Origin of the sequence: Dyadobacter sp. CY261, from assembly GCF_021440085.1 — a bacterium.
In the GTDB taxonomy this organism is placed as follows: Bacteria; Bacteroidota; Bacteroidia; order Cytophagales; family Spirosomataceae; genus Dyadobacter.
This window is the reverse complement of the sequence record NZ_JAKCPW010000022.1, coordinates 37,124-62,379: the sequence shown is the minus strand read 5'-3', so window position 1 is coordinate 62,379 and position 25,256 is coordinate 37,124. Positions and strand designations below refer to the sequence as shown.

22 protein-coding genes and 1 pseudogene are annotated in these 25,256 nt (G+C 43.2%); 5 read left to right on the top strand and 18 right to left on the bottom strand.

Going from position 1 to position 25,256, the window contains the following annotated elements:
• Window positions 1-281 precede the first annotated feature (281 nt).
• From LZD49_RS32840 to LZD49_RS32785, 12 genes and pseudogenes are all read right to left on the bottom strand, one after another.
• Window positions 282-1,961 carry a glycosyltransferase family 39 protein gene (locus tag LZD49_RS32840; protein ID WP_234672545.1) on the bottom strand — a complete coding sequence of 560 codons (1,680 nt, stop codon included), beginning with the start codon at window positions 1,959-1,961 and terminating at the stop codon, window positions 282-284.
• A 153-nt stretch (window positions 1,962-2,114) separates the two neighbouring features.
• Window positions 2,115-3,075 (bottom strand): annotated as a pseudogene (gene trxB / locus LZD49_RS32835) (thioredoxin-disulfide reductase).
• Between the two features lie 6 nt (window positions 3,076-3,081).
• The gene (locus LZD49_RS32830; protein ID WP_234672543.1) at window positions 3,082-4,299 is read right to left on the bottom strand and encodes a DUF3570 domain-containing protein; all 1,218 of its coding nucleotides are present in this window, start codon (window positions 4,297-4,299) and stop codon (window positions 3,082-3,084) included.
• A gap of 25 nt (window positions 4,300-4,324) precedes the next feature.
• Complete coding sequence (locus tag LZD49_RS32825; RefSeq protein ID WP_234672541.1) at window positions 4,325-4,552, bottom strand: DUF4266 domain-containing protein; 228 nt, start codon at window positions 4,550-4,552, stop codon at window positions 4,325-4,327.
• Window positions 4,549-5,478, bottom strand: a complete 930-nt coding sequence (locus LZD49_RS32820; RefSeq protein ID WP_234672540.1) for an FAD:protein FMN transferase — start codon at window positions 5,476-5,478, stop codon at window positions 4,549-4,551. Before LZD49_RS32820 ends, LZD49_RS32825 begins: the two co-directional genes overlap by 4 nt.
• Before the next feature lies 1 nt (window position 5,479).
• Window positions 5,480-5,914 carry a thioredoxin family protein gene (locus LZD49_RS32815; RefSeq protein WP_234672539.1) on the bottom strand — a complete coding sequence of 145 codons (435 nt, stop codon included), beginning with the start codon at window positions 5,912-5,914 and terminating at the stop codon, window positions 5,480-5,482.
• A gap of 204 nt (window positions 5,915-6,118) precedes the next feature.
• Window positions 6,119-6,844 carry an outer membrane beta-barrel protein gene (locus tag LZD49_RS32810; protein ID WP_234672538.1) on the bottom strand — a complete coding sequence of 242 codons (726 nt, stop codon included), beginning with the start codon at window positions 6,842-6,844 and terminating at the stop codon, window positions 6,119-6,121.
• 1 nt (window position 6,845) lies between these two features.
• On the bottom strand, window positions 6,846-7,820 hold the full coding sequence (locus LZD49_RS32805; RefSeq protein ID WP_234672537.1) for a c-type cytochrome: 975 nt from the start codon (window positions 7,818-7,820) through the stop codon (window positions 6,846-6,848).
• A gap of 32 nt (window positions 7,821-7,852) precedes the next feature.
• Window positions 7,853-10,363, bottom strand: coding sequence for a DUF5686 and carboxypeptidase-like regulatory domain-containing protein (locus tag LZD49_RS32800; protein ID WP_234672536.1), 2,511 nt, complete (start codon window positions 10,361-10,363; stop codon window positions 7,853-7,855).
• A gap of 77 nt (window positions 10,364-10,440) precedes the next feature.
• Entirely contained in the window at window positions 10,441-10,881 is a 441-nt protein-coding gene (locus LZD49_RS32795) for a hypothetical protein (RefSeq protein ID WP_234672535.1), read from the bottom strand.
• A gap of 131 nt (window positions 10,882-11,012) precedes the next feature.
• Entirely contained in the window at window positions 11,013-11,735 is a 723-nt protein-coding gene (locus LZD49_RS32790) for a LytTR family DNA-binding domain-containing protein (protein ID WP_234672534.1), read from the bottom strand.
• Window positions 11,732-12,784, bottom strand: a complete 1,053-nt coding sequence (locus tag LZD49_RS32785) for a sensor histidine kinase (RefSeq protein ID WP_234672533.1) — start codon at window positions 12,782-12,784, stop codon at window positions 11,732-11,734. Before LZD49_RS32785 ends, LZD49_RS32790 begins: the two co-directional genes overlap by 4 nt.
• 325 nt (window positions 12,785-13,109) lie before the next feature.
• Between LZD49_RS32785 and LZD49_RS32780 the strand changes: the two genes are divergently transcribed.
• Window positions 13,110-13,367 carry a nucleotidyltransferase domain-containing protein gene (locus tag LZD49_RS32780; RefSeq protein WP_234672532.1) on the top strand — a complete coding sequence of 86 codons (258 nt, stop codon included), beginning with the start codon at window positions 13,110-13,112 and terminating at the stop codon, window positions 13,365-13,367.
• A gap of 871 nt (window positions 13,368-14,238) precedes the next feature.
• Here LZD49_RS32780 and LZD49_RS32775 read toward each other — a convergent pair.
• Window positions 14,239-15,003: a DUF2971 domain-containing protein gene (locus LZD49_RS32775; RefSeq protein ID WP_234672530.1), complete on the bottom strand. Its 765-nt coding sequence runs from the start codon at window positions 15,001-15,003 to the stop codon at window positions 14,239-14,241.
• Between the two features lie 204 nt (window positions 15,004-15,207).
• Window positions 15,208-16,047: a GIY-YIG nuclease family protein gene (locus LZD49_RS32770; RefSeq protein ID WP_234672528.1), complete on the bottom strand. Its 840-nt coding sequence runs from the start codon at window positions 16,045-16,047 to the stop codon at window positions 15,208-15,210.
• Between the two features lie 354 nt (window positions 16,048-16,401).
• Between LZD49_RS32770 and LZD49_RS32765 the strand changes: the two genes are divergently transcribed.
• From LZD49_RS32765 to LZD49_RS32750, 4 genes are all read left to right on the top strand, one after another.
• Window positions 16,402-18,810, top strand: coding sequence for a TonB-dependent receptor (locus LZD49_RS32765; protein WP_234672526.1), 2,409 nt, complete (start codon window positions 16,402-16,404; stop codon window positions 18,808-18,810).
• Window positions 18,811-18,820: 10 nt separating this feature from the next.
• On the top strand, window positions 18,821-19,762 hold the full coding sequence (locus LZD49_RS32760) for a DUF4249 domain-containing protein (RefSeq protein WP_234672524.1): 942 nt from the start codon (window positions 18,821-18,823) through the stop codon (window positions 19,760-19,762).
• A gap of 162 nt (window positions 19,763-19,924) precedes the next feature.
• Entirely contained in the window at window positions 19,925-20,671 is a 747-nt protein-coding gene (gene cmoA / locus LZD49_RS32755) for a carboxy-S-adenosyl-L-methionine synthase CmoA (protein WP_234672522.1), read from the top strand.
• Window positions 20,668-21,396, top strand: a complete 729-nt coding sequence (locus LZD49_RS32750; protein ID WP_234672519.1) for an isoprenylcysteine carboxylmethyltransferase family protein — start codon at window positions 20,668-20,670, stop codon at window positions 21,394-21,396. The genes cmoA and LZD49_RS32750 overlap by 4 nt, the downstream gene beginning before the upstream one ends.
• Window positions 21,397-21,543: 147 nt before the next feature.
• On the opposite strand, the gene LZD49_RS32745 is transcribed toward LZD49_RS32750, so the two are convergent.
• From LZD49_RS32745 to LZD49_RS32730, 4 genes are all read right to left on the bottom strand, one after another.
• The gene (locus tag LZD49_RS32745; RefSeq protein WP_234672518.1) at window positions 21,544-23,640 is read right to left on the bottom strand and encodes a protein-disulfide reductase DsbD; all 2,097 of its coding nucleotides are present in this window, start codon (window positions 23,638-23,640) and stop codon (window positions 21,544-21,546) included.
• A 261-nt stretch (window positions 23,641-23,901) separates the two neighbouring features.
• The gene (locus LZD49_RS32740; protein ID WP_234672516.1) at window positions 23,902-24,333 is read right to left on the bottom strand and encodes a hypothetical protein; all 432 of its coding nucleotides are present in this window, start codon (window positions 24,331-24,333) and stop codon (window positions 23,902-23,904) included.
• A 25-nt stretch (window positions 24,334-24,358) separates the two neighbouring features.
• Window positions 24,359-24,886 (bottom strand): YceI family protein, encoded by a 528-nt coding sequence (locus tag LZD49_RS32735; RefSeq protein ID WP_234672514.1) that lies wholly within the window; start codon window positions 24,884-24,886, stop codon window positions 24,359-24,361.
• Window positions 24,886-25,110 carry an acyl carrier protein gene (locus tag LZD49_RS32730; RefSeq protein ID WP_234672512.1) on the bottom strand — a complete coding sequence of 75 codons (225 nt, stop codon included), beginning with the start codon at window positions 25,108-25,110 and terminating at the stop codon, window positions 24,886-24,888. The genes LZD49_RS32735 and LZD49_RS32730 overlap by 1 nt, the downstream gene beginning before the upstream one ends.
• Between the last annotated feature and the right edge of the window lie 146 nt (window positions 25,111-25,256).

The following is a 25,256-nucleotide window of genomic DNA, read 5'->3' as shown; positions in this document are numbered from 1 at the left end:
ACCGTCAGATATACGGTAATGTCCCTTACATATCCTTTTACTTCATGGCTTAAATATGATGTTGTAAAAGTATTTTATGGGTTGCCCTCATTTTCAAGAATTATACCAAACGCTATAACTTTTATAGCAAATGCATTTTTTGTTGATAACGGAATCTCGTGACAAGACATAAAGTCTGCTGAAAGCAATTTGTCTTCTCCTATTTCCACTTTAACCACATCCTCACACGATCCTGCTCAAACTCTGCACAGAATAGCCCTCTTCAGGTAACTCGATTTTTGTCAATACTTGACCAGGTGCTTGCTTCCGAAATACAATAAGCAGCGTGCCTCTAACACACCTCTCCTACTTTTGGGGGTAAGAAAGTCCTTTTTCAATTTCGTTATGTGAAAGTGGTCTACCCTTGCCAATATTTCCATTTCTATACCTGCATGTTGTATACTATCCGCGATTTGACGGGTAGTATACAGATAGCATGGCCTATTATTTAAATATTGAGCAAGTTCCTTCCGTTGATTGATTAACCTTACATTCCCGGGGGCATAAAACTCGAAGGTATATGAGAACGATTTATAGGCGGCGGTAGGAATAAGACTTTCTGATGCTGGAATATGAGCCGCAGCTCGCCTTCCAGATTGATATTTCAGTAAGAATGGGTAGAAAAAGAAAAAAAGAAAGACGTATATGATTGCTGCCGTCGCATATCCTTTGCAGACCAGCTTTACTAGTAAATTCTCAGTTGGAACAGTGTTTGCGGCAATAACTATAATAATTGTTACCGCTGTCGCCAATACCGCGGTGTTTATACCTGTAGAATAGAGCAGGGCAATGATTAGTAGGCCCGTTGCCAATAGCAGCCCGGTTTGCATCCAAACAAAATATTTCAGTACTGGGTGAGCTGCTATACTTAAAAAGTAGTGAGCTGTGATCATCGACAAATAAGGAAACACAATGATAATGTAGTGCGGAAGCTGGAACCGTGACAAAGAAAAGATGATAAACGAAACCAGCGCACAGCCATATATTACCCAGCGAATCTGGATAAATTGCTTCTCATAACCTATCAGATAGACCAACCCGCCAATAAGCCCTACCGACCAGGGAAGAAAAGCCCATAAGGTAGTATGCAAAAAGAAGAAGACGTCTCCTTTTCCTTTAATAGGACCGGTATTGAAAAATCTTCCGAACTGGCTGTCCCAGAAAAAGAAACGGAGGCCAGAAACATGGGTTTTTCCGAATACAATTTTCTCAGGATGCATATCAAACTGAACATACAAACTGAGCAGTTCCGGTAAAATAAAAGTAAGGCACAAGCCTAAGGCAACCCACCATTTATAATTGGTAAACTGTTCCCACTTTTTGGATAGTATCCAGAATATCACCCAACCACTGCCAATAATGACTAAGGCAAAGATTCCTTTTACCATTACAGCACAAGCCATAAAAAACGCAGATGCAGGGATGTGAGACCAGTTTTTTCCAGTGTAAATACCTAAAAGATGCCATATTGCTGCGATAATGCAAGTTGTTAAATATGGCTCTGCCCTGACGTCAAAATTAGCCAACACGCTGTGGAGCGCAACCACATATATCAACACCGAGAGCTTGGCAACATCCGATTTAAATAAATAACTGGCAGTCAGATAGATATACCTTAGACCTATCAGCCAACATATAAATGCAGGAAGCTTATATGCAAAACTGGTAATGCCTAGCAGCTTGAAACTGGCAGCAGCAATCCAGAATGGTAGGTGGGGCTTGTCCAGCCAGTCATGCCCGTCACCGATCAGATTTATCCAATCGCCACTCAGCACTATATGTTTGGCAATCGTTGCATACAATGCTCCATCGGGCTCCATAATGTCCAGCCAAAGTCCGGGCAAATTCAATAAAATGCCAAATGCGAGCATCCACGGGAAGTATCCTCTCGTCGATTGATCCCTTAGTACTGTAATTCTCATCTCGCCAAAGATTAAATTTTGAAAGTTAAATCTCCCCAATGCCGACAGAAGCATGCCTCATCTTCTGGATGATTCGTTGATGCACTATTGATTTATGTTTTGAGAGTAAATCAGCGGCAGTTTGCGAACCGATTTTGTCTGGGATGGAGCTGTCTATTGATTATCTTCCATAATGATCTCAATTTTCCGCTCCATCAGGAATCGTTCAGCATCAAGTGCGGCCATACAGCCCGTTCCGGCATTGGTCACGGCCTGTCGGTATACATGGTCCTGCGCGTCACCACATGCAAATACGCCTTTGATATTTGTCAATGAACTTCCCGGAACAGTTGTAATGTAACCAGTCTCATCCATATCCAGGTAGCCTTTAAAAATATCCGTATTCGGTTTATGGCCAATGGCAACGAAAAAACCGGTCACACCCAGAGTCCGCACCTGACCGGTTTTATTGTGTTTGACCACAACCCCTCCAAGCCCTTCTATTCCCAAAAGCTCGACGGTTTGAGTGTTCCACATGACTTCGATATTCGGTAGCATTTCAACACGTTTCTGCATAATTTTTGATGCGCGCATTTCCCCGAGACGAACCAAAAGATATACTTTTCGGCAAAGTTTTGCGAGGTAGCTTGCTTCTTAGGCGGCAGTATCTCCTGCACCAACTACTACAACATCTTGACCTTTAAAAAAGAAGCCATCACAAACCGCGCAGGCAGAGACGCCTCTTCCATTCAAACGATCTTCTCCTTCAAGGCCCAGCCACTTAGCAGAAGCCCCCGTTGAAACGATGACAGCCTCCGCTTCTATGACATACTTTTCATCGATCGTTATTTTGTGCGGGTAGCCTGCAAAATCAACTTGCGTGGCCAACCCATACCGTATGTCGGTCCCAAACCGCTCGGCCTGTTTGCCAAAATTCTCCATCATTTTCTGACCTGTGATTCCATCGCGGTAGCCGGGATAGTTATCTACTTCAGATTGTGGTTGTAAGTTGTACACCCGGCTGAGCGCCCATAATCATCACAGGGTTTAATCCTGCCCGTGAAGCATATATTGCGGCTGTGTAACCGGCGGGACCTGAACCGATAATCAGGCAAGATACCTTTTCAATTTTCATAATATCCTATTTGAACTTAGCTGCTAATGTGATCATATCGGATTGCATTCCAGTTCCCGCATTCCGGTAAAAATGCCCGTAACGAACTTCAAGCGAGGCGAAATGCCTGATTCCCAAAACGCCCCCCGGAGATGCGAACCGGATACCCGAACCAAAATAATGGCTTTGAAAAGACGACAGATCATAATCACTGGAATAATATTCTGACTGCGGATCGTGCTGTATATATGGGGCGAAATACCGGATCGATGATTGGGTATTAAACCGGTAAAAAGGGCTTACCGAAACAAAAGGCGTGATTTTGATAGGCGTTTCCAATGAGAACGTATGCGCCCGCATGCCCCAGTCGTCGGCATAAAATCTGTAAAAACCATTCAGTATGATTTTGTCCCCAAGAAAGTAACTTCCTCGAAGTCCAACGGGGATTTTGAAGCGCGTATCTGGGAGTCTTTCCACTCTGGCAGATCCGTCGGTAAAATAGGTCCGGTGAAAAGGTGTACCTAAAAGTCCTTCCTGATACGTGGGTTCCACCATGATCAAAAGCTGAAAACGCTCGTTGACGATCTGCGATAAAGAGAGAGATCCGTTGTAGCTGTTCCGCGACTGGGTAGGAACCTGCGCGCTATCCGTTTGGGAGCCCGAGCCGTATCCGGCAGGTCTGAGCTCTAAAGGTAGGATCACTTTATAAGTGTCCTGAAATGTACCGGCCTTGATGGTAATTTCCCTGTTGTTATCCTTGCTCAACTTTGAAAAATTGACATTAAAACCCACCGACTGATAATCGAATTCGGTTGAATACGAAAGCGTTGCGCCTTTATTGGTCCGGGTCCTGTCATTTTTAACATTCCAGGAAATGGTAGGATAAATGTGCGTGTCCGTTTTCGAAGCGGACGAAATGGTCAGCGGATCAATGTTGTCCTGAGATGCAGAAGAATAAAAATCAATGTTGAGATCTCCGGTAAAAGTGTGAACCCGGTTGCGCTTGTCGGTTCTGGTCAGTTTCACTTCCAGCGAATTGGCCACATCAAAAAGGTTTTCAGTGCCAATGCCGCCTGTGATAGCCGAGTTATTTCCGGTCTGATTGTAATAACCCGTAACAAAATTGACTTCCTCAATTTTTAATTTTCTGGCCTTATAACCTGTTGAAACAGAATCCTGAACCTGCGCAGATACCGAGCCCAACCAGCCAAGCAACGCGGCTACTGTAAGGGTAATTTTTTTCATAAGGTGATACTTTTAGAGTAGTAAATCAATTACATCCGCATCCACCGCCACTTTTTCCGCCATTCGCTCCCGAAGCACCTTCCCGGTACAAATAGAAACTCTGCTCAAATTTTTCGGATTTCCGGGCCGAGAGTCCCATTTCTGAATCATTGATCCTGCTCTTTTGGTATTCCTTGACGGAAATGCAGGAGGCCGCGCTCAGCCCTAAGAAAAGAGGAACTGCTAACCGAACGGTATTTGTTATACGTATCATGACATTTGTATGTTTTTGGAAGTGAGAATTTTGTTATGGTCATCAATGATGATGCACGCGACTTGCTTCATCTGGTTAATCAGGTCCAGGCCAACCTTCACTCCAAGCACCGTTACCGGGGTCGCAAGCGCATCAGAAAGCTCGGCACTGGGCGAAATGATGGTGACACTTTTGATCCCTGTTACCGGAAGCCCTGTTTTTGGATTGATCGTATGCGAATACTTCTGCCCGCCAATCACCACGAACTTTTCATAATTGCCAGAAGTGGCCACAGCTAAGTCGCTGATCTTGATATAAGAAAATGGCTGCTCCTTTGATTCAGGATCAGCAATTCCAATCGTCCAGTCGCCTCCGCCCGGTTGTTTGCCCCAGGTTGCCAGATCGCCCGATGCATTCACAACGCCGCTCAGTGCCCCGCTCCTGATCATTACTGCCTTTGCCATTTCCGCCGCATAACCTTTTCCGATCCCGCCAAAACCTATCCGCATTCCTTTTTCTTTCAAAAAAACGGTTCGCTTTTCTGCGTCCAGAATGATGTTTTTATAATTGATCAGTCTGACCATGGCTTTCGCTGTCTCTGGTGTCGGAAGCGATTTCATGTGCGTATCAAAGTTCCAAAGGGACTTATCGACCGAGCCGTAGGACAAATCAAAAGCCCCCTGCGTTAATTCTGAAATCCGTATAGCCCTGCTAATCAGATCAAAAACCTCCTGATCCACTGATGAGGCCCGGATCCCCGCCAGCCTGTTGATTTCTTGTGTCTGGCTGCCTTCATTGAACGTGGTCAGCAGCTTTTCAATGCGTTGTATTTCAAAAATACCCTGGTCGATGATGTGGTTTGCCCAGGCCTCCTCCGTTCCAACTGCGCTGATCTCAAATCGGTTGCCCATCAGTTTGGTCACCTTCTTAAAGATTTTCGCCTCCATTTTACCGGGAACCAGAATGCGAACGAAGATCTGAAAGGAATGTCTCCGACGAGGTTGGAAAACCCTCCCATTCTCTGATGACTTTCCCTTTACTATCAATCAGCACGGTCAAAGGAAACAGACCTTTGGGATTGTATCGGTCCGCGAGATCCTCGTTATGGGCCACCTGCTCTTTGCTCAGCTGATTTTTCTTCTGCCTTGGAAAATCAGCGCGTACCAGAACCAGCTTTTCAGAAGCATAGCTCACAAACACTTCGGACTCAAAAACCTCTTTTTTTAGTTTGATACAAGGCCCACACCAATCGGAGCCTGAGAAATTCAGCAAGATCATTTTATGGTCTGCGTTCGCCTGCGTTTTAGCCTCTGCGAAATTAAGCTTCCAGTCGCCGAGTGGTGAGGACAGAAAAGCCAACATTAAGGTGGTCAGTAAGTTCATGTTTGAGTAGTCAAATAGTGAGTAATAATCGGATTCCATCAGCTGCACATCTACACCTGTAATTGCTTATTGAATATTCAAATGTAATCTCGGAAGTTAAGCGTCATTTCTTATTTATACCAACGTGGCTATCTTTTATACGAACTACTACTTTCGGAGGAAATGTGCCATGGTAAGAAGATCGGGCCCGTTAAAAAATCCATGTTACCTTTTGAACTTGTAGACAATTTTGACGGCTAATCCAACCGAGTAAGGCTTCTCTTTGGCTGTTCTATCAGCAATTAATGAGGTGATACTTCTTTTCAATAGTGGTTCTGCCACCATAGAAATCCTATCGCTAATCCTGTATTCCATTCCTGCACCAAGTAAGGCTGACACAGGAAATCTTTGAAAATCCAGGGTGGATCGATGTTCGGAGCTGTTCGTCCTGCCGTCCTCATATTCTAAAACAGTCACGGCGGTTTTTTGAAGTATACAATCTAGCTGGACTCCTATTATAATGTATGGGTTGAACCTGCTTTTTGTAAAATGATATTGAACTGATAACGGTATACCAACGACCTGATGAAAAAAGTCAGTTTTACTTCCAACTGGAAATTCTGGGTTTGCGTTAGCAAATTTTAGCGTTTGGAAGCGGCTATTGTAGCCAAATTCCAGATACTGCAAACCATAAGACAACAGGATATTTTTGGATATTTTACTTTTCAGCTCCATACCTAGTGCGTATCCGAATCTGAACACTTCATTGGCATTTCTCTTTTCGGCAATGAGTTTATTGCCACTTGAAAAGTTTAATGTCCGGTAACCGTAATTCGGCTCAAAAGTAATTCCGATAGAAAATTTTCCCAAAGAATTCTGAGTTTGAGCAATTAGAATGTCAGGAGAAATAACAAGGATAATGACAAGATATATCCTCAAATTTTTCATCATCCTACAAGCTATTTAAATATTTTATAACAAGGTCTGTACCCTCTTTATCTAAAACGGTATTGCCCAGTTTTGGCATTTGTCCATTTCCCATTCGTTGTACCATGGTCGCTTTTTCTGCCAAAATATTGGAAGACTGCAAACTGTATTCGTATCCAAACCGTGGCCTTCTGTTACCCGCAAATCCGCCATCGGAATGACAATGAGCGCAGTTTACCTCTAAATAAGCCCGTGCCCTGTGCTCCACACTTAGTGAAGTATTATGATAATCGGGTAATACCGAAAACCACGTAGGTTTAACCCTATTTAAAACCCCTTCATCAGCCAGATGTGTGAGTTGGTTCACAGATACACCATTTCGGGCGACATTGATATTCAAATTCCGGATCTTTGGCCCGATGGGAACCACATCGTCGTCCGATTGATGGCAGGTCCTGCAATCTGCATTGCTTGGAAACCGGTAAGATATCACATTCGCTTTCCCATCCAGACCAATCCAGTTAACGGACTGATAATCACCAGATGTAAAAAGAATGGCATCGGTTTGCTCCCTATTCCACTTGAAAACACCCACTTTCCAATGGTTATCTTTCTTGATTAATAACCGGGTTTCGATAATATTTTTACCTTTTGATATATCCCTTTTATCATGGAAATAGTAAAAGGTTTTCACTATAACAGTTCCATCCGGAAAATCGGGCAGGCCATCATTTACCGCTTTGATCGTTTTACCTGCCGGCACTTTAATGAGCCGCTGCTTTTCTGCATAATCTGTAAAAAGGGTCGATGCTAATTCATACAATTTGTAATCAGCATTTGGCACCAGATCAGACGCATTGCCATTAAATATAGCATAGTCGGAAAGTCTGGGAAGCATTTCATTTACGGCAATCTCATCTTGCTGATTACAAGAATAATTGGACAGGATAACTAAGGAAAGCAATAATGCTAATGCCCGTGTGAAATGTTTATGCGACATAATTATCTTGTCAGTTTCCCACATAACGCTGATCAGAAATCAAGCCTGAATTTTACCCTAACCCCCCACTGCGGTGCACCTGGATTATCCAGATAATTAAACCTTCTGACCAGATCAACTCTGAGCAGTTTGAAAATATTGGCTACACCTACGCTTGCTTCCATGTAGGGCGTGCTACCCAGCGCAAATGTGCTGGCACCACCGTGTGAATCGATGGGAAAGTCGTAGAGTCCCGGGGTATAAGCGGGATTATTCTCATCTCGCAGGCCACCGTACAATGCTTTGAAACTGAAAACTTCCCGGAGTTTGAGCTTTTTCAAGAGTGGTATTTTATTAAACAAAAAACCATTCATATAATACTGGACATCCAAGCTAGCATAATGATCACTGACAAATTCCAGGAAATTCATCATGTTGTATGAATTTAGCTGATAGGCATAGGTCTGGTTTGCCCGGTGGATCGTCAGCAGCGGAAATGGAATGTTATTTCCTAAAATGAATCCGCCCTCGGTGGTGAAGTCGGCATAGCCAAATTGGGAAAGATAAAACCGCTTGATAATGTTACCCGTAAAGCTATGGTAAGCATTTTCGGAATCGAGCACATTTCTAATGCCTGCATTGTAGCGAAATGTGAATACCGGGTATTTGTTAACGAGCGGCGTCCGGTAAATTTTTCCCTGGTAGAACTTCTCATGCGGGGCATACCGCAGTTCAAAGTTCACTTCCGAATTTCGTAATGTGCTGATATTTAACTGCCGGTCGTTGGTTAGATCGGTTTGGGTATAGCGCAGATTTCCCGCCGGACTTTGGACCCAATGAGTGAATCCTAATTTAAACGAAAGCCTGTTCTGATATTCGCGGACATATTCAAATTTCGAAATATCATTATAAAGCCAGGTGTTGTTGTCGCCCCATTTGAAGGAAAGCAAAAAATTGTCTTCCTGCACAAATTCGAGCTGCTGGCCCGGAATCTTGGTGTCGTGCTGATGGCTGAGCCGCATGTAGTTGAAAGGGAAATGATAAACCGACTTGTTGTTGAGGGAATAAGTCCCGCTCACAAAATACTTCCATCTTTGGTCATTGAATCCATAAGCTGCATAGGTTTCAAAGTAAATGCGTTTGTTAAATTCTGGTGTCGTCCTCCCGCCGAAACGGAGCCTGAGGCCTTCAACCGGGTTAAAACTGTAAAATGTATTAACTGGCCCGATTTCAACTTTTCCCAAATTCTTGAACCCTGCCAGAAAAACAGTAGCAATGTCCATTGTTGTGCGAAAAGACCGGATCGTTTGGAGCGTGTCGATATTGCGGTAAATGTTTTGTTCGGTCCGTTCGAGTGGAATGTGCCTGACCTGCCCCCAGTATTCCTCCCCCTGATTTGGGAGTGTATCCTCGATCGCCTGCTCGGGTGGACCGCGGTAGACGCTGTCAGCCATTGGACGGCCGGTCTGGTAATTTTTCAAAGTGATTGTCCTTTGGCCAAGCAAGCCGGCCCCTTTCTCGCCAAAAGCAAACTCCATCGAAAGCGTGGTTTTGGCAGGATAATATTTGTTATCTTCTCCTTTTTCAAAACCAATCCTGGCTTCAAGCTGCCGGATAAAGTTGAGATTGATATTTTTGCTAACCGTCAAAAATGCATTTTGCACCGCATAGTTACCGTCAAGCGTTACGAACAGTCTGCCCTCAAAAAGCATGTCCGTGCTGTTTCTGGGCACAAACCCAAGTTCAATCAGCCACGGATCGTGGGTTTTGAGCGTGTCACGTATGAAAAATTTATAAAACGCAGGCGCAGTAGCCGCAACCGGGCTCAGCAACATATTGGTAGCTACAAAAATATCATTATCATATATGTTAATGTCTGCATACATGCGGTTGAAATACAAGGCCAGACCATCGTTATCTACGAACTTGGGATCAAATTGAGCCCGGCGGTCTGCTTTGATCCATTGTTTTTTCGCAGCCGGGTCTTTACGGATGTAAACCTGTAAGAGCTTTTCCTGCATGTAGGCGGGCAGCATATTTTTACCAGCCAGGACAGCCGAGTCCTGCTGCTCAAAAAGAAACCCATAATTTTTCAAAACCGGCCTGTTTTTGAAACGGTCAGAAAGGTTGCTCATTGCAAATGACATTTTCTCGTACTGTTCGTACTGTGCAAAATCCTGGTTGTCGACTCTGTTTTGGTCTTTGTGGGCAATCACCTGCCTGATCAGCTCCACAGCCGGATTGTCCCGGTTGCGGTACCCGGCTTTTCCTTTTACGGTCACTTCCTTCAACATGGCCGTATCTACATGCATTTTAACATGGATCATTTGACTAGCCTCTTTACCTACGGCTTTCTCAAAAGCCATGTAGCCGATGTAGGTAAATCGTATCACGCTGTCACCAGCGGCGAGCTTCAATGTATATTTCCCTTCCTGGTCGGTTGTTGTGCCCGATGAAGCCCCTTTGACCTGAATGTTCACATAAGGAAGTGTCTGCCCGTTTCCGGCATCTTTCACGACACCTTTGACCAGAATCGTTTGCCCCAGCACGAAGGTTGCGGACATGATGATCAGGCACAGTATGACTGCAATCTTTGGTTTTTTCGTCATGTATCAGTTAGTAACGGTGCGCTATGTACGCCTCAATGAATGTCATCAATGCGCTCGTGTAAATGTTTAACCTCTTTAATCAGCAACCATTTTGCCACCCGGCTTTCTCCGTTTTTACTGAGGTGGTGCAGCAACTTTTCCAGCTTCGCCAGGCTATCGGAAGGATAGTGGCTTGGTGAATGATCTTCAATAGCTGCTGCCACTACATCCTGCCTCTGCCATTGGTACTGCAATTCCAGAAATGTGTCGTGCGCGGTTTCAAATTGCCCATTCAGGCACAAAGTCCGCAGCTCCGCGAGTGATTTGTGAATGCTCACAAAACCGGTCAGATATCTGGTTTCCATTAATTTCGGTACCTGCAAATCAGCTTCCGGCTCTTTCGTCAAACGAACCAGCCAAAACCCCAAACCCACAACCAGCAGCGCAAGCATGCAAACCATGATCTTGTCTTTATGTCTGTCAAATACCTCCATGACCTGGGTTGTTTACTGAAAAAAGCATAGAAATCCTGTCCGGCCGAAACGGCTGGCCTGCAAATTCAAGGTTAATGATTACAGTCAAAAAAGCTAATATCTAAAGGCTAACAGCTAAAGGCTAAAAGCCCCTACCTCGTCAACAACTTCTTGGTTACAAACTCGTCGAAAAAATAGCTTCGATACGCATTCCCTATAGAAATCTCATTCTTACCAATGTAAATACTGTTATTATCGAAAGAGTCAATGTGCCGGATGTTGATAATGTAGGATTTAGCGACACGCACAAAAAGATTTTGCGGCAACTTTTCATGGATGGTTTTGATATTCATAGCCGTAATGATTTTCTGGTCCTCGGTATGGATCACCACATAATCTTTCAGCCCCTCGATAAACAGAATGTCTTTCAAATGGATCTTGTAAATTTTCCGGTCGGCTTTAATGAAAATATAGTCTTCCGAAAACCGCTCGACGCTGCCCGCTGAATGGTCCGGTTTCAAAAGCTGCGCATAGGACAATGCTTTGCTGACCGCCTTGTTAAAACGTTCTATCTGGACCGGTTTAACCAAATAATCGACCGCTTCCACCTCATAGCTATCCAAAGCGTATTGACTGAATGCAGTCGTAAAAATCACCAGCGTCTGCTTTGCAATCGATTTTGCAAATTCGATCCCGTTGGTGCCGGGCATTTGAATGTCCAGAAAAACCAAATCCACCGCGTGCTCGTCCATAAACCTGGAAGCCTGATTGGCACTACCAAAACCACCCAGCAAAGTGAGTTCCTTACAAGTGCCGATCAACAATTGAATAGCTTCCCTGGCCAGCGGCTCGTCATCTACAATAATGCAGTTCATAGAGTGATTTTTAAGGTTACGGTAAAAGTGTCAGTCTGGTCATTGATTTCCAATTGATGTGTCAACGGATAAAGCAGCTGCAACCTGCGACTTACATTTTCGAGGCCCAACCCTCCTACCCCTTTCTTGGCTGCTACAAGTGGTTTTGAGTTAATACATTTAAACAGCAACTCGTTTCTTTGGACTTCAAAAAATAAGTGTACATAAGAGCCGCTACTGGCATCCATGTTATGTTTGACGGCGTTCTCTACAAACGTGATGAACAAAAGAGGCGCGACCTGCACGCCCGTCAGCTGCCCTTCTTTTGAAATAATAAATTCAAAGTTATCTCTGCGGATTTTTTCAAGGTTCAGGAAATCTGTCAGAAAATGAATGTCGGCGGTTAATAAAACCTGCGGCCTTGCACAGTCGTAGATCTGGTAACGCAGAAAATCACTTAGCTTCATCAGCACCTGCGAAGCCTTCTGCGGGTCCCGCTGGGTAAGCACATTGGCATTATTGAGCATGTTGAACAGAAAATGCGGGTTAATCTGGTTTTTGAGCTGTTCAAGCTCGGCCTGCATGGTAATCCTTTCCAAATCAGTAATCCGCCGCGCATCTGCAATCCACCTTTGAAATAGCTTGATCGCCGTCGTTGCGCCAACTAGGACCAGCAGAATAAACAAAAACCGAATGACCATTTCGGGCTTATAGCCTTCATCAGCATTAATCCCCACAAAGTAGTCCTCGGAGCGAATCTGAAATATTCGGATTAAAAGTAAAGCGATGGCGATATAAGCTGCTATACCCAATCCATAGTACAAATACTTGCCATGTAGCAAAAAACGGGGGACCAGCCAGTACATATTGGAATAAAATAAAAACGTCACCAATGCAAAAATCGTCAGCTGCGCATCCAGCCGAAACGGCTTCATCCACGGCGGGTCCATGGTAAAAAGCATCAAGGCTACCATGACAAGAGCCGCGAGGTGCCTCAAAAACCGGTATCCCGGACTACCCCACAAGACGCGAAAAAAAGTAACATCCAATAACCCGGCCTGCGAATTCATACTGATTTATTTGTAATAATATAGCATCAAATGTATGATTTAAAGAAGGCTTTGCGGATGTTTTTATACCAACACGGTTGGCTTTTATACGAAATGGGTATTGCCATACCTTCGGCCCAGGTTGTTTTATCAGTATACAAGAAATGCATAAATTTACCTTCATTTTAACAACGAGGGCGAAAAGAATGAAAATTCGCCCTCGTTCAACTATCAAGGGCAAATTTCGCCCTCGTTTTTTTAAGGAATCGCTGGTTATGTCAGAGTTTTTTGGTTTGTTTATTGATTCTAGAAATGCACCATCTTTTTCTTCAAAAACTACACACCTATGAAAACCTCCTTAACCCACCTCCCACAACACAAACAAGAAGAATTAAAAACCCTGACCGAAATAATTCAGGCCAAAGTCCCGGCTGAAATGATCATTCTCTTCGGCAGCTATGCGCGGGGTGACTGGGTGGAGGATTTCCAGGAAAAGTACGAGTATGTAAGCGACTTTGATATTCTGATCGTCACCAAGGACAAAAATTCGGCAAAACAAGTCAAGAAATCGCGTGAGCTGGAAGAGGAATTGATGGCTAATTAGGATATCACGAGAACAAGCATCATCTACCACAGCATTGGCTTCGTAAATGACAAGATCGAGCGGAATTACTACTTCTTTGTAGATATCCTGAAAGAAGGAATCACGCTTTTCGATTCCGGAAAATTCACCTTATCTGAACCGAAAGATCTAAATCCGGCACAACGGGTGGAAAAGTCTACCGAGGAATTTGAGCATTGGTTCGAAAGTGCCTCAAATTTTTTCCTCAGTTACCAGGATACTTTTAACCGTTCAAATTTTAAAGAAGCTGCCTTTCTCTTGCATCAAACCGCAGAAAGGTTTTATGCTGCCATACTTCTGGTATTCACCGATTACAAGCCGAGAATCCACGACATTTAAATTCTTGGAAATCAAGTTGTTAAACAGCTTGCAGAGCTTGCTACAATTTTCCCAATGGCTACGGAAGAGGAAAAGCGACTTTTTGTACTTCTTAAAAAAGCTTACATTGATGCGAGGTATAATAGAAATTATAAGATTGAAAAAGCGGAATTAGAATATTTGGGCAGTCGGGTGACGTTGTTGAGAGATTTGACGGAGCGTATTTGTCGGGAGAGGATTGCGCAATTTACGGAAGGCTGAGATGATAATGGAAATGCAACCCGTTTTAGCGGTTAGGTTGAGAGCGCATGCCTCAAATGATTAATGGCTGTCCGTCCGAAGACGGTCAGCGAGGAGTTTACCTAGAAGGTTATAGCTGCAATTCATATCCATCAGTCTGTAAGTTTTACTTTAACAATACTATTTGTATTTGGGATACGCTGTATTTCAAAAAAAGAAATAGGGTTTTTTATATACGATTTTGCAAGTGCCTTGTATCGGTCTTTGTTTTCTGTTGAACAGCGCAAACCAAAAACTATTTCGCTAATTTTACTGGTAAAGGATAAGCTCCCGATTGCTCTTCAATGTATCTCCATTCCCTTTCGTAACTCCAAACAGTGGGCTTAGTTGAAATAGCTAACCTGAAAGTTGGGTCACTAAAAGATACTTTTTGTTTTGAATACGGTCTTCCATATTCATCCATGTAGAAAGATATCTCATTAAGGAATCCTTTTCCAGCGAATGAAGGTAACATGTCAGAGTAGTTAACCTTTACACAACAATTGTCGTCAGATAGTTTCGAGTTTGGCTCAACTTTAAAGCCAATTGCTATACCCCTGGTATCGTCCGCATAATGAGACCACATTAATTGGTTTTCGGCGTTCTCCGAAAGGCTGAAAATACCTGCGTCATTCAACTGTTGGTCAAAACCTGCAAAGGTTGCCTCAGGGTCAGAAGGGTACTTCCCATTTCTACTTTTCATGAACTCCCGATAGAATTTATATTTGTCGTCAAAACTTGGTATAGTTTTGAAAGAGCTGATAAGTTTTTCTGCATCAGAGACGCTTAATCCAAAGAAATGACTGTTGGATTTTTTTGCTTGCATAAATGCAAAAATTAAACCTGAAAGATGTCCCTGTTTCAACTCCCTAACATGTTCATCAATCCATTCTTTTGCAATTTCTTGAATTGAACACTCAAATGGGTCGTTTAGCCCGGCGGCATTTGAAAGCCAAACCTTCCTTTCAGTAAATATTTTGTCCGTATTGCCTGACTTACCTCTGTATTTGTAAAGTATCATATCCTGAATCGGTTTGATGATTGCACTGTCGCCATGGGTTGCTAGCTTTTTTGACTTACAAAAGTTGAGAAACCGAGGCACTTCGGCCTAACCTCTGCACTATAGAACCTAACTTGACCCTTTGTTCGCTAGCTCTCATTTCGGTAAAACCATATTAGCAGTTCAGGTTTCCCGTCAGTCAGTGTAGCCTTTTGATAAGATCTATTAGTTTTTATTATATCCAAAATCTCCTCTTGTCAATAATACCTCTTTCCAATAAGATTCCCGGTTGATTATTACATTGTCGTCAATACGCATAGAACGATATTCTAATAAACTGAATCTGAAATTTCGCCATGCGTAATCAATTCCGTTCTCCGAAATAATTCTTGTTAGTTCATCATTGAAGCCATGTCCTGTACCAATATAAACAGCCCATCTTGACCATATCCCAAAGTCACCATATGCTGAACCTATGTATTTTCTTCCGTTTGATTTGTCCACTACTACGTAGACTCCCTTTACATTTTCCAACGCACCTTTCCAATCATTTTTTTGATATCTAAAAACAATTTCTAATTCTGGAAAGTCAATGTTTATGTTTTCATATCCAGGGAAATTTATTCCATCAAACGGTCTTTTAAGAATTTCAGAAATAATAAATTTCTGGTAATAATTTTCAAGTAAAAATGCTCTACCCCTCATACCTTGATAGCGATAAAAGTCAATAACAAGCCTCCCCACAAGTTCTTTGTGCAAGTCGACTAATTCTAATTCATACCCAACCTCCGTATTTCCGTAGTCAGCTAGCGTATCAACCACACGGAAAATTCCTCCGAATAACCATTTATTCGGTTCATGATAAAATTGAATTAGGCTAAAAATGTACTCTCTGTTGAAGTCGTTTTTATTTCCACGCCATTTGTTCCAGCTTACCCACTTTTCCCAACCTTGTAAATAAACATTTAAAGGTTGTTCATGTCCGTTATAGCAGGCAAGATGTAATTTGTATTTACTAAGATTACTATAATCCAGTTTTAAAATATGCTCCGCATTAATTGTCATATGTCAAGATAGTTTGGTGGTCGTCATACCTGACCGCTATCTATCAAATATGCAAAGGTTTTCTGGCAGTTCATCTATTTAACGATGTTTGTTGCAAACAAAGGGAATGGTTCAAAGACAGGTATACGTATTATGATCCGCGATAAAGCAAATGGCCCAAACCGGCATTTCCCATTACGATCCCACCACCTCCAAATCCCCTTTCTATACCAAAACCCCTGCTTCCTATAAAAGTTAGCGGCTTTGCTATAATTCACAAAACGCCATTTCTCCCGGCGGATAGATTTGCAGTGTACTCCTTCGAACGTATAGGCTGACACGGCATTTTCTATTTTCAACTAATCCATATACACAATGCATCTAATTCGTCTTTTAACAAAGAGATCGCGCCTCTGTTATGCGCTGATTACGATCCTGGCAAGCGGGTTCTTACCGGCGTTGGCGCAGGGGAAGTTCACATTGAGCGGGACATTGAAAGACCAGTCCAGCGGTGAGACGCTTATTGGCGCAACCGTTTTTGTACGGGAGACCAAAAGCGGGGCTTCTACCAATGCTTACGGGTTTTACTCATTAACTCTTGCCGCCGGGACTTACCAAGTCGAATACACTTACATGGGTTTTGAAAAGGTTGAAAAGCAGATTGTCCTCGATAAAGACGTGCAAGCGAACATTGATCTGCCGACCGTTTCTAACAATTTGGAAGAAGTCAGGATTGTGGATGACCGTGATGCGCTAGGCACCAAAAGCGTTGAAATGAGCGTCAATAAGCTGGATATCCGAACTATTAAGAAGCTTCCCGCGCTGCTGGGCGAAGTGGATATTGTCAAAAGTCTGCAATTTCTGCCTGGCGTCAGTCAGGTTGGTGAAGGTTCGTCGGGCTTTAATGTGCGTGGCGGCAGTGTGGGCCAAAATCTGGTGTTGCTCGATGAGGCGCCGATGTTCAATTCCTCGCATATGCTTGGTTTTTTCTCGGTTTTTAACCCGGATGCGGTGAAAGATGTTAAGCTTTATAAAGGAGCGATACCTTCTCAATATGGCGGGCGGCTCAGCTCGGTGCTGGACGTCCGTCTGAAAGAAGGCAATATGAAGAAGTATGAGGTTGAAGGCGGCTTAGGTCTGATATTCAGCCGTGTCGCAGTTCAGGGGCCGCTCAAAAAAGATCAGGGTTCGTTCATTTTTGCAGCCAGAAGATCGTATGCGGATGTGCTCGCGGGCCCGTTTTTGGACTCGGGTTTTGGACTAAATTTTTATGACTTTACATTAAAAACCAATTATAAGCTCAACGCTAAAAACCACATTTACCTCTCTGGCTTTTTGGGACGGGATAATATGGGGTTGAGCGATGCTGCCGGCATCAACTGGGGAAACCGGTCGGGCACTTTGCGCTGGAATAGCGTGATCAACAGCAAGCTCTTCTTTAATCTTTCCGGGATTTTTAGCAATTACGATTTCAACCTGGAAACGGAGCAGGATGCTCAAAACAATTACAGCTGGAAATCGCAGATTACGAATTATGTGATCAAACCCGATTTCAGCTATTTTATCAATGAAAACTCGGAGCTGAAATTTGGACTGGAAGGCTCGTACTATCAGTTTGACCCATCCACGACAAAGTCAGTAAGCAACGGCGAGACTACAGACAACAGTCAGGAGCAAAAGAATGGGCTGGAAATGGCTGCTTACCTGAATCATCGGCTGAAAATTGGTCCGAAACTGGAAGTTCAATACGGGCTGCGTTTTTCTTACTTTAATTACATGGGTGCTGGCACGGCCTATACTTACAATGATACCATTCCCGGCAGAAGACGCAGTGTGGTCGCACAGCAGCGTTATGAAAGCGGCGAATCGATCCAAACTTATCAAAATCTTGAACCGAGGATTTCAGCCAAGTATCAGATTAACGAAAGCAGCTCTGTCAAGACCAGCTACAGCCGCACCGCGCAGTATGTACATTTTATTTCCAATACAATCGGCTCCAATCCGCTCAATATCTGGACACCAAGTTCAAATAATCTGAAACCGGTGGTGGGCGACCAGCTTACATTGGGTTATTTTAAAGACATTGGCGAAACGGGCACCTACGAAGTTTCTGCCGAGGCGTTTTACCGTACTTCTGCCAATGAAGTAGATTACATCAGCGGGGCCGAAGTATTGGCCAATGAATTTCTCGAAGGCGACCTGCTGAGCGGAAAAGGCCGTGCATACGGACTGGAACTCTATTTTCAAAAAAAGAAAGGAGACTTTACAGGCTGGGTCAGCTACACATTAAGCCGCTCAGAATTACAGGTAAATGGCATTAACAATGGCGACTGGTACGCTGCCCGTTTTGACCAAACCCATAACCTGAAAATCGTCGGCTCCTATGCTTTTAACAAAAAATGGAGCGCCACGACCGACTTTACCTACACCACCGGGACACCGACCACCTACCCCAACCAGCGATACGTTTCCCAAGGCCAGCTAATCCCGTTCAACTCCACCAATTCCCGCAACAGCACGCGCATTACGCCTTACCACAGGCTCGATCTGTCGCTGAGAATGGAAGGCAAATCGCTCAAAAGAAACGGTAAGCCCAGAAAAATGACAGATTACTGGGTTTTCTCTGCCTACAATGTATATGCTCGCCAAAATGCATTTTCGGTATTTTTCTCACAATCAAATGGGCCAGTTGGCGACATTCAGCGGCCCTTGCAAGCGGAGGCCAACCGGCTTTCCATTATCGGGACCGTCATCCCGTCTGTTTCCTACAACTTCAAATTCTAACGTATGTATTATGAAAAAGCTTACTCAAATTAATTTAAGATACATTCTATCTGCTTTGGCACTACTAAGCTTACCACTGCTCTTTTCCTGCGAAGACATCGTTGAAGTGGACACGCCTGCCGCTGAGCCGGTGCTGAACATTGATGCGTGGCTTGATAGCAAGCCCACTACGCAGACCGTTCGCTTGTCATTCACACAACCTTATTTCGACAATGACAACTTCCCTCCTGCCGCCTCTGGCGCTACCGTGACAGTGACAGACGGCTCGGGCAATACTTATAATTTTGAGGAAGGAGAAGCAGGCACCTACCAATGGACACCGAAAGGCAATCAGAAATTAGGCGCTACCGGGCAGAGTTACACGCTCAGCGTCAATTACCAGGGCGAAACATTTACATCCAGCTGCAATGCAGGCAGGGTTCCCGCCATTGATAGTATCACGTTTCGTTATCAGGAAGCAGGGTTCAACCAAGCCGGTTACCGGGCAGAGTTTTGGGCCAGGGACCCGGCTGGCTTAAATGACACCTACTGGGTTAAAACTTATAAAAATGGGCGGCTGCTCAATGAGCCCGACGACATCAACGTCGCTTACGACGGAGGTGAAAATCCGGGTGCCAGCTTCGACGGCGAAGTGTTCATCATCCCTGTCCGCGGCAGGATCAACGCCGATGAGCGGGATGAAAATGGTAACGAATTGCCTGCCCTAATTCCGGGGGATTCGATCTATGTAGAGATACATTCCTTGACTGTTACTTCCTTTAATTATATGCGGCAGCTCATTGCCCAGATAGACCGGCAAGGCGGCTTGGGAGAAATCTTCAACTCACCGCCACAGGCCAATGTTTCGACCAACATTATTAATGCGAACCCGTCTGGTTCACAAGCCGTTGGGTTCTTCAACGTTGCAGTTGTTTCCGGGCTTGGCGCCAGGTTTGACTTGCAGCAGGAGTGAATTTTTCAGCTTTTTCAAATCAAACGATCATGGAGGAGTCAAACAGAATATTGTGCATGGTTTTGTTGAAGACATTTGGAGCAATACCAGGTTTGACTCCTTTCCGGTTGTTTGCATAATTATTTTCCAATCAAGGTATTATCTAAATCCAACGCTAATCAGATGAACATAAACGAAGAGTCCGAGAAGGACAATATTTTTAAAGATCAGATCACAAAAGTTTCGGATTTTAAGTTTGGCAACAAGGTGGTTAACGTCTTCGATGATATGGTAAACCGGTCAGTGCCTTTTTATGGGGAAATGCAGCGCATGACCGCAGAACTGGCTGCCGACCATGCTCAGGAAACCACCAATGTGTACGATCTGGGGTGTTCTACCGGAACTACCTTAATTGGCCTCAATGAGTTGGTATCTCAAAAAATACATTTTATAGGAATAGATGAGTCAGAAGAAATGCTCAACAAGTGTAATACTAAGTTAAGAGAAGCAGGTGTGACCAGAGCATATGATCTGCAGGTAGGCGATCTGCATCAGGATGTCGAGATCAATAATGCTTCGGTGGTTATTCTCTGTCTGACCTTACAATTTGTCCGACCGCTATACCGGAACCGACTATTAAAAAACATTTACAACGGGCTCAACCAGGGGGGCGTTTTAATCCTGGTAGAAAAAGTACTGGCAGAAAACAGCCTTTTCAATCGGGATTTTATAAAATATTACTACGACTACAAACGCAGACTGGATTATAGCGAAATGGAAATTTCACAGAAAAGGGAAGCGCTGGAAAATGTTTTGATACCCTACAAATTGTCGGAAAACGTAACGCTATTAAATGAAGCTGGATTTGCCCATTGCGAAACGTTTTTTAAATGGTATAATTTTTCAGGACTAATTGCTACAAAACAATGATCACAATAGGTAATTTCTTTTTTAAGTATAGAAATATTTTGTTTGTGTTTTTATACCTGCTGCTTTTTCTGCCTTCACCCTTGCTTTTCGCTCCCGATACCTTTGGCGAAAACTATTACTTGCTGCCCATCATTCTTGGTTTGATCATTACAGTTTCCGGAGAATTGATCCGGGGACTTACTATTGGACTGGCCTATATCATCCGCAGCGGAAGCAACAAAAAAGTATATGCAGAAACGCTCGTTACCGAAGGTCTTTTCAACCATTGTCGAAATCCTCTATACGTTGGCAACATCTTAATGTTGCTTGGAGCAGGCATTATTTCCAATTCCATGCTCTATGTAACGATTGTAATTCCTTTGTTTCTATTTATCTACCAGGCAATTGTTTTTGCAGAAGAAAATTTCCTGAGAAATAAATTCGGATCTCAGTTTGATGCATACTGTTCCAGGGTTAACCGTTGGCTTATAAATCTCACAGGAGTTTCACCAACTTTTGACAAGATGCGTTTTAATTACAAACGGTGGATTTTAAAAGAATACAATACGATAATGGTCTGGATGACGGGGATAAACGCGCTGATCATCTATAAATATCCAGAACTAATTCCGTCAGCAGTACATCGCAACTGGTTGTTCAGCGGTATATTTATCCTGCTAGGCATAATTTATGGGTATGTGAGATATTTAAAAAAATCAGGAAGAATGACCGACCGTTTAAGCTAAATTTGTTCGTATGGAAACAACTATTTACCCTTGAAATGAGAGAAATGTTGTTAAACTGGACAACGAACTTATCTACTTGAAGTTATTGGAGATGTGTATTATCAAGTTTCTTACAAGATTGACAGCAGCATCTCCTCTAACAGTAGATTAAAACTCTACGATTTTCTCAAACGCGGCCTTCCCGCTATCCAAAAACGACGCAAAATGGGCGGGATTCAAATCATAGCTCTTTGGCTTAACCAGTAAATTTCCCTCATGATCAATCAGGCAATAATGCGGCTGCGCATTATTATTGTATTTTACGATCTGCAAATCAGCATTCTGCGCGCCGATGGTTTTCTTTACCTTGTTGTCGTACTTGGAAGTATACCAGCTAGCTTCCGGCAATTCCGTTTTGTCATCCACATAAAGTGCCAAGATCACATAATCATCCCGGAGGCGCTGCTGCACCGATGGATCAACCCAAACCCGCGCTTCCATTTCGCGGCAGTTTACGCAACCATGACCAGTAAAATCGATGAAAACAGGCTTGTTAACCTTTTTGGCATAAGCTAATGCATCTTTATAATCAAAAAACCCCTCCAATTCATGTGGTAAGTGAAAAAGCTTGGCGTATTTCCGGGTTTCGCCGACAACGATAGTCGAGACTGTCCCGGCAGTTCGTTTATTCAAATCAAAGTCCATTGTTGATTGTGGGGGAAGATAACCTGACAATGCTTTTAAAGGCGCCCCCCACATGCCGGGGATCATATATATTACGAATGTGAGCGTGATAATCGTTAGCAGTAGTCTGGGGACACTTACTTTTTCGAGCGGAGAATCATGCGGCGTCCTGATCTTACCCAAAAGATAAAAACCAAGTAAGCTGAAAATGACGATCCAGAATCCAAGATAGATTTCCCGATCTAATAAACGCCAGTGATATACCTGATCAGCAATACTGAAAAATTTCATTGCCAGCGCCAGCTCCAGAAAGCCCAAAACGACTTTTACTGTATTGAGCCAGCCACCTGATTTTGGTAATGATTTTAACCATTGGGGGAAAAGGGCAAATAATGTAAATGGTATCGCAAATGCAGCCGAAAACGAGGCCATACCAATAATAGGTTTCACAACCTCACCACCCGCAGAGGCCACCAGTAAACTTCCGACAATCGGCCCGGTGCAGGAAAATGAAACGAGCACCAATGTAAATGCCATAAAGAATACACCGGCATATCCGCCCTGATCAGCTTTTTGGTCCATTTTGTTAACAAACCCGCTAGGCAGGACAATCTCAAAAAGACCTAAAAACGACAGTCCAAAAACAAAGAAAATAGCAAAGAAAAGCAGGTTGGGGATCCAATGCGTACTCAGAAAGTTGGCAAACGCCGGGCCATTCAACCTTGAAACGACAGTACCTATTAAAGTATAAATCAAAACAATGGAAATTCCGTAGATCAATGCTTTCAACTTTCCCTTTTCCTGGTTGGTAAAAAAACTAACCGTCATTGGGATGATCGGAAAAACGCAGGGTGTAAGTAATGCTACCAGGCCTGACAAGAATGCAGCCAATGCAAATCCCCAGAGTGATTTACCAGCCGCCGGATCTTCTAAACTTGGCGATTGATTTATGGTTGCCCTTGACTTCGATGCTGGCAGGGATTCAGCGGCATTTTCTGTAAAAGAAGAATCGATAAGTTTATCTGCCGGATTTGCTGCAACACTTGATGAAGAAACGGGAGTATTGGCACCAAGTGCCAGCTCTGGATCATTTGTTACAGTTCCGGCTACAACCTTCAACCCTTTAAATTGAAAATCATCATCGCCGGGAACACAAAGCCCTGTCACATGGCTGCAAGTCTGATACTCGGAAGTTCCTTTTATAACCGGGTTGTCGGCAAGTACCTTGATGGTTTGTTTAAAAACACCTTTCCCTTCAAAATAACGGACATTTCCATTCCAAACTTCTTCAAACTTAGTCTTGGGATTTTCCGATTTTAATTTTCCGACAACCTCAAAAGTGTTGTTTTTATCAAATTTAAAGCTGGTCAGCATTGGGCCAAGTTCCGGGTCGAAATCCGATGAATACAGATACCAGTCTTTATCAATTATTGCAGTGAAGACCAAATCGAGCGTTTCGCCTTTCTTGACTTCCGGCTTGGAAAAAGTGTAAGTCCAATGGGCTTTCGCTTTCTGAAGCTGGGCAGAGGCGGCATGATTTAGGAAAAGACAAATGCTTAAGAAGATAATACTCCGTTTCATATGCTGGCGTGAATGGTGTTGAATTGAAATTTATAGTTGAAAATTTACAAAATTGATGAGCCAGTGCCGGCTACTTTTTTACCAGCACTGATCTCATTAATCTAACTACTAACTGTACTAACAATCCATCATTAAACTCTTGGTCTGAGTATTTCAATGATTAATCAGGCAACCGAATAACCTCGTTACCTATATACCGACTCTATGCTCTATACGTTCGAAATTAAATTGCCGATCACCATGAGTTTTCGATATCGACACTCACCTTTCGCTGAGTATTGATTTATAAGAATTGATATTGATCAGCATCAAACTTACAAGGAGTAGCAGGATTACAGAGGCTGATGCAAGACCTTTGAGATTATCAGCAAAAACATCAAACATAATGATATTAAAAACGATCGTCATCAGCATAATGCTGGTAAGCTTTACATACCGGTCTAGCAGCAGGGAGATGGCGCACAAAATCTCCACTGCCTTTACTGTATGCATCAGGTAAGCCGTATCCCACAATGATTTAAGCACCTGCCCTGATCTGGTGCTAGGGTCAATATTTTCATGTCCTTTGATCAATGACATTGTAACGGCAAGTGCCAAGACTACCCCGAGTCCAATCCGGATTAAATGGTAATACTTTTTTAATTTTGGTCTTACCTGCTTTTTCCCTGTCACGATAAGTTCGTAGTTTACCATATCCGCAAATTAGATGGTTTAAATGTTATTTTATTACAGCATTCATGCTAACGGTTATCATATCCTTTAGCATAAACGAAGGCCTTCCTATCCCATATGCCAAGCGGCTTACTTTGAAGGTACTGCTAAGAGCGAGGCTACCGTCTGGATTCTTGTTAACCTTAAAAGGTAGAGCAACCATTTTAGAGACTTCCTTGATCGTCAACATTCCCGTAGCCAAATAGTAATCATCGAGAGGCTGAATTATTGAGGATTTGAATTGTATCCTTGAAAACAGCTCTGAGTGAAAAAAATTACCTTCCAGCATTTTCTGATCACGCCTTGCTTTGCCAGTAGAAAACGACGAGGCGGCAATTGATATGTCTATTTCCGATTTTGTTGGTGCAGACAGGTCGAAAATAACTTTACCCGAAGGCGGTTCAAAACTGCCTTTAACAGTTCCATAGATTGCTTTCACCTCAAATTCAGTCTGTCCAGACATGACAGAATTCGTCTGGGCGATAAGTGGAAACCCACTCATAATTAGGACCAATATTAAATAGGTTTGTTTCATCAGTGCGTGACATTTAAATAAGCTTTAATTTGATCGACTGTCTGCAGTTTTGAATAGTCTTCATCAGGAATGGAGATTTTGAAAGCATCTTCCATTTTCAAGACAAGATCTACCAAGTCCAGACTATCAAGGCCCAAGTCACGAAAAAGGTGCGATTGATGTGAAATCGAACTCTGTGGGAGCCCCGAAACGTCACTGATGAGTGTAAGTAGCTGATCGTTCATAACATTTTTGTTTTCCAAAAAATAGACAGTGACAGGTTATTCATCGCTGAGTATTCAAATGTAATTGGGTAACAGAAACATGATTTGCTATTTATACCAAATCAGCTAATTTTTATACCAATCGCACATATTTGTAACAGTTTCAG

Excerpts from the sequence above, each read along its gene's own strand:
- LZD49_RS32815 (WP_234672539.1), bottom strand. The coding sequence starts at position 5,914 with ATGAACTTACTGACCACCTTAATGTTGGCTTTTCTGTCCTCACCACTC.
- LZD49_RS32790 (WP_234672534.1), bottom strand. The coding sequence starts at position 11,735 with ATGAACTGCATTATTGTAGATGACGAGCCGCTGGCCAGGGAAGCTATT.
- LZD49_RS32780 (WP_234672532.1), top strand. The coding sequence starts at position 13,110 with ATGAAAACCTCCTTAACCCACCTCCCACAACACAAACAAGAAGAATTA.
- LZD49_RS32760 (WP_234672524.1), top strand. The coding sequence starts at position 18,821 with ATGAAAAAGCTTACTCAAATTAATTTAAGATACATTCTATCTGCTTTG.
- LZD49_RS32775 (WP_234672530.1), bottom strand. The coding sequence starts at position 15,003 with ATGATACTTTACAAATACAGAGGTAAGTCAGGCAATACGGACAAAATA.
- LZD49_RS32805 (WP_234672537.1), bottom strand. The coding sequence starts at position 7,820 with ATGTCGCATAAACATTTCACACGGGCATTAGCATTATTGCTTTCCTTA.
- LZD49_RS32820 (WP_234672540.1), bottom strand. The coding sequence starts at position 5,478 with ATGGAGGCGAAAATCTTTAAGAAGGTGACCAAACTGATGGGCAACCGA.
- LZD49_RS32765 (WP_234672526.1), top strand. The coding sequence starts at position 16,402 with ATGCATCTAATTCGTCTTTTAACAAAGAGATCGCGCCTCTGTTATGCG.
- LZD49_RS32770 (WP_234672528.1), bottom strand. The coding sequence starts at position 16,047 with ATGACAATTAATGCGGAGCATATTTTAAAACTGGATTATAGTAATCTT.
- LZD49_RS32810 (WP_234672538.1), bottom strand. The coding sequence starts at position 6,844 with ATGATGAAAAATTTGAGGATATATCTTGTCATTATCCTTGTTATTTCT.
- LZD49_RS32840 (WP_234672545.1), bottom strand. The coding sequence starts at position 1,961 with ATGAGAATTACAGTACTAAGGGATCAATCGACGAGAGGATACTTCCCG.
- LZD49_RS32740 (WP_234672516.1), bottom strand. The coding sequence starts at position 24,333 with ATGGTAAACTACGAACTTATCGTGACAGGGAAAAAGCAGGTAAGACCA.
- LZD49_RS32795 (WP_234672535.1), bottom strand. The coding sequence starts at position 10,881 with ATGGAGGTATTTGACAGACATAAAGACAAGATCATGGTTTGCATGCTT.
- cmoA (WP_234672522.1), top strand. The coding sequence starts at position 19,925 with ATGAACATAAACGAAGAGTCCGAGAAGGACAATATTTTTAAAGATCAG.
- LZD49_RS32750 (WP_234672519.1), top strand. The coding sequence starts at position 20,668 with ATGATCACAATAGGTAATTTCTTTTTTAAGTATAGAAATATTTTGTTT.
- LZD49_RS32830 (WP_234672543.1), bottom strand. The coding sequence starts at position 4,299 with ATGAAAAAAATTACCCTTACAGTAGCCGCGTTGCTTGGCTGGTTGGGC.
- LZD49_RS32800 (WP_234672536.1), bottom strand. The coding sequence starts at position 10,363 with ATGTCCGCAACCTTCGTGCTGGGGCAAACGATTCTGGTCAAAGGTGTC.
- LZD49_RS32735 (WP_234672514.1), bottom strand. The coding sequence starts at position 24,886 with ATGAAACAAACCTATTTAATATTGGTCCTAATTATGAGTGGGTTTCCA.
- LZD49_RS32825 (WP_234672541.1), bottom strand. The coding sequence starts at position 4,552 with ATGATACGTATAACAAATACCGTTCGGTTAGCAGTTCCTCTTTTCTTA.
- LZD49_RS32785 (WP_234672533.1), bottom strand. The coding sequence starts at position 12,784 with ATGAATTCGCAGGCCGGGTTATTGGATGTTACTTTTTTTCGCGTCTTG.
- LZD49_RS32745 (WP_234672518.1), bottom strand. The coding sequence starts at position 23,640 with ATGAAACGGAGTATTATCTTCTTAAGCATTTGTCTTTTCCTAAATCAT.
- LZD49_RS32730 (WP_234672512.1), bottom strand. The coding sequence starts at position 25,110 with ATGAACGATCAGCTACTTACACTCATCAGTGACGTTTCGGGGCTCCCA.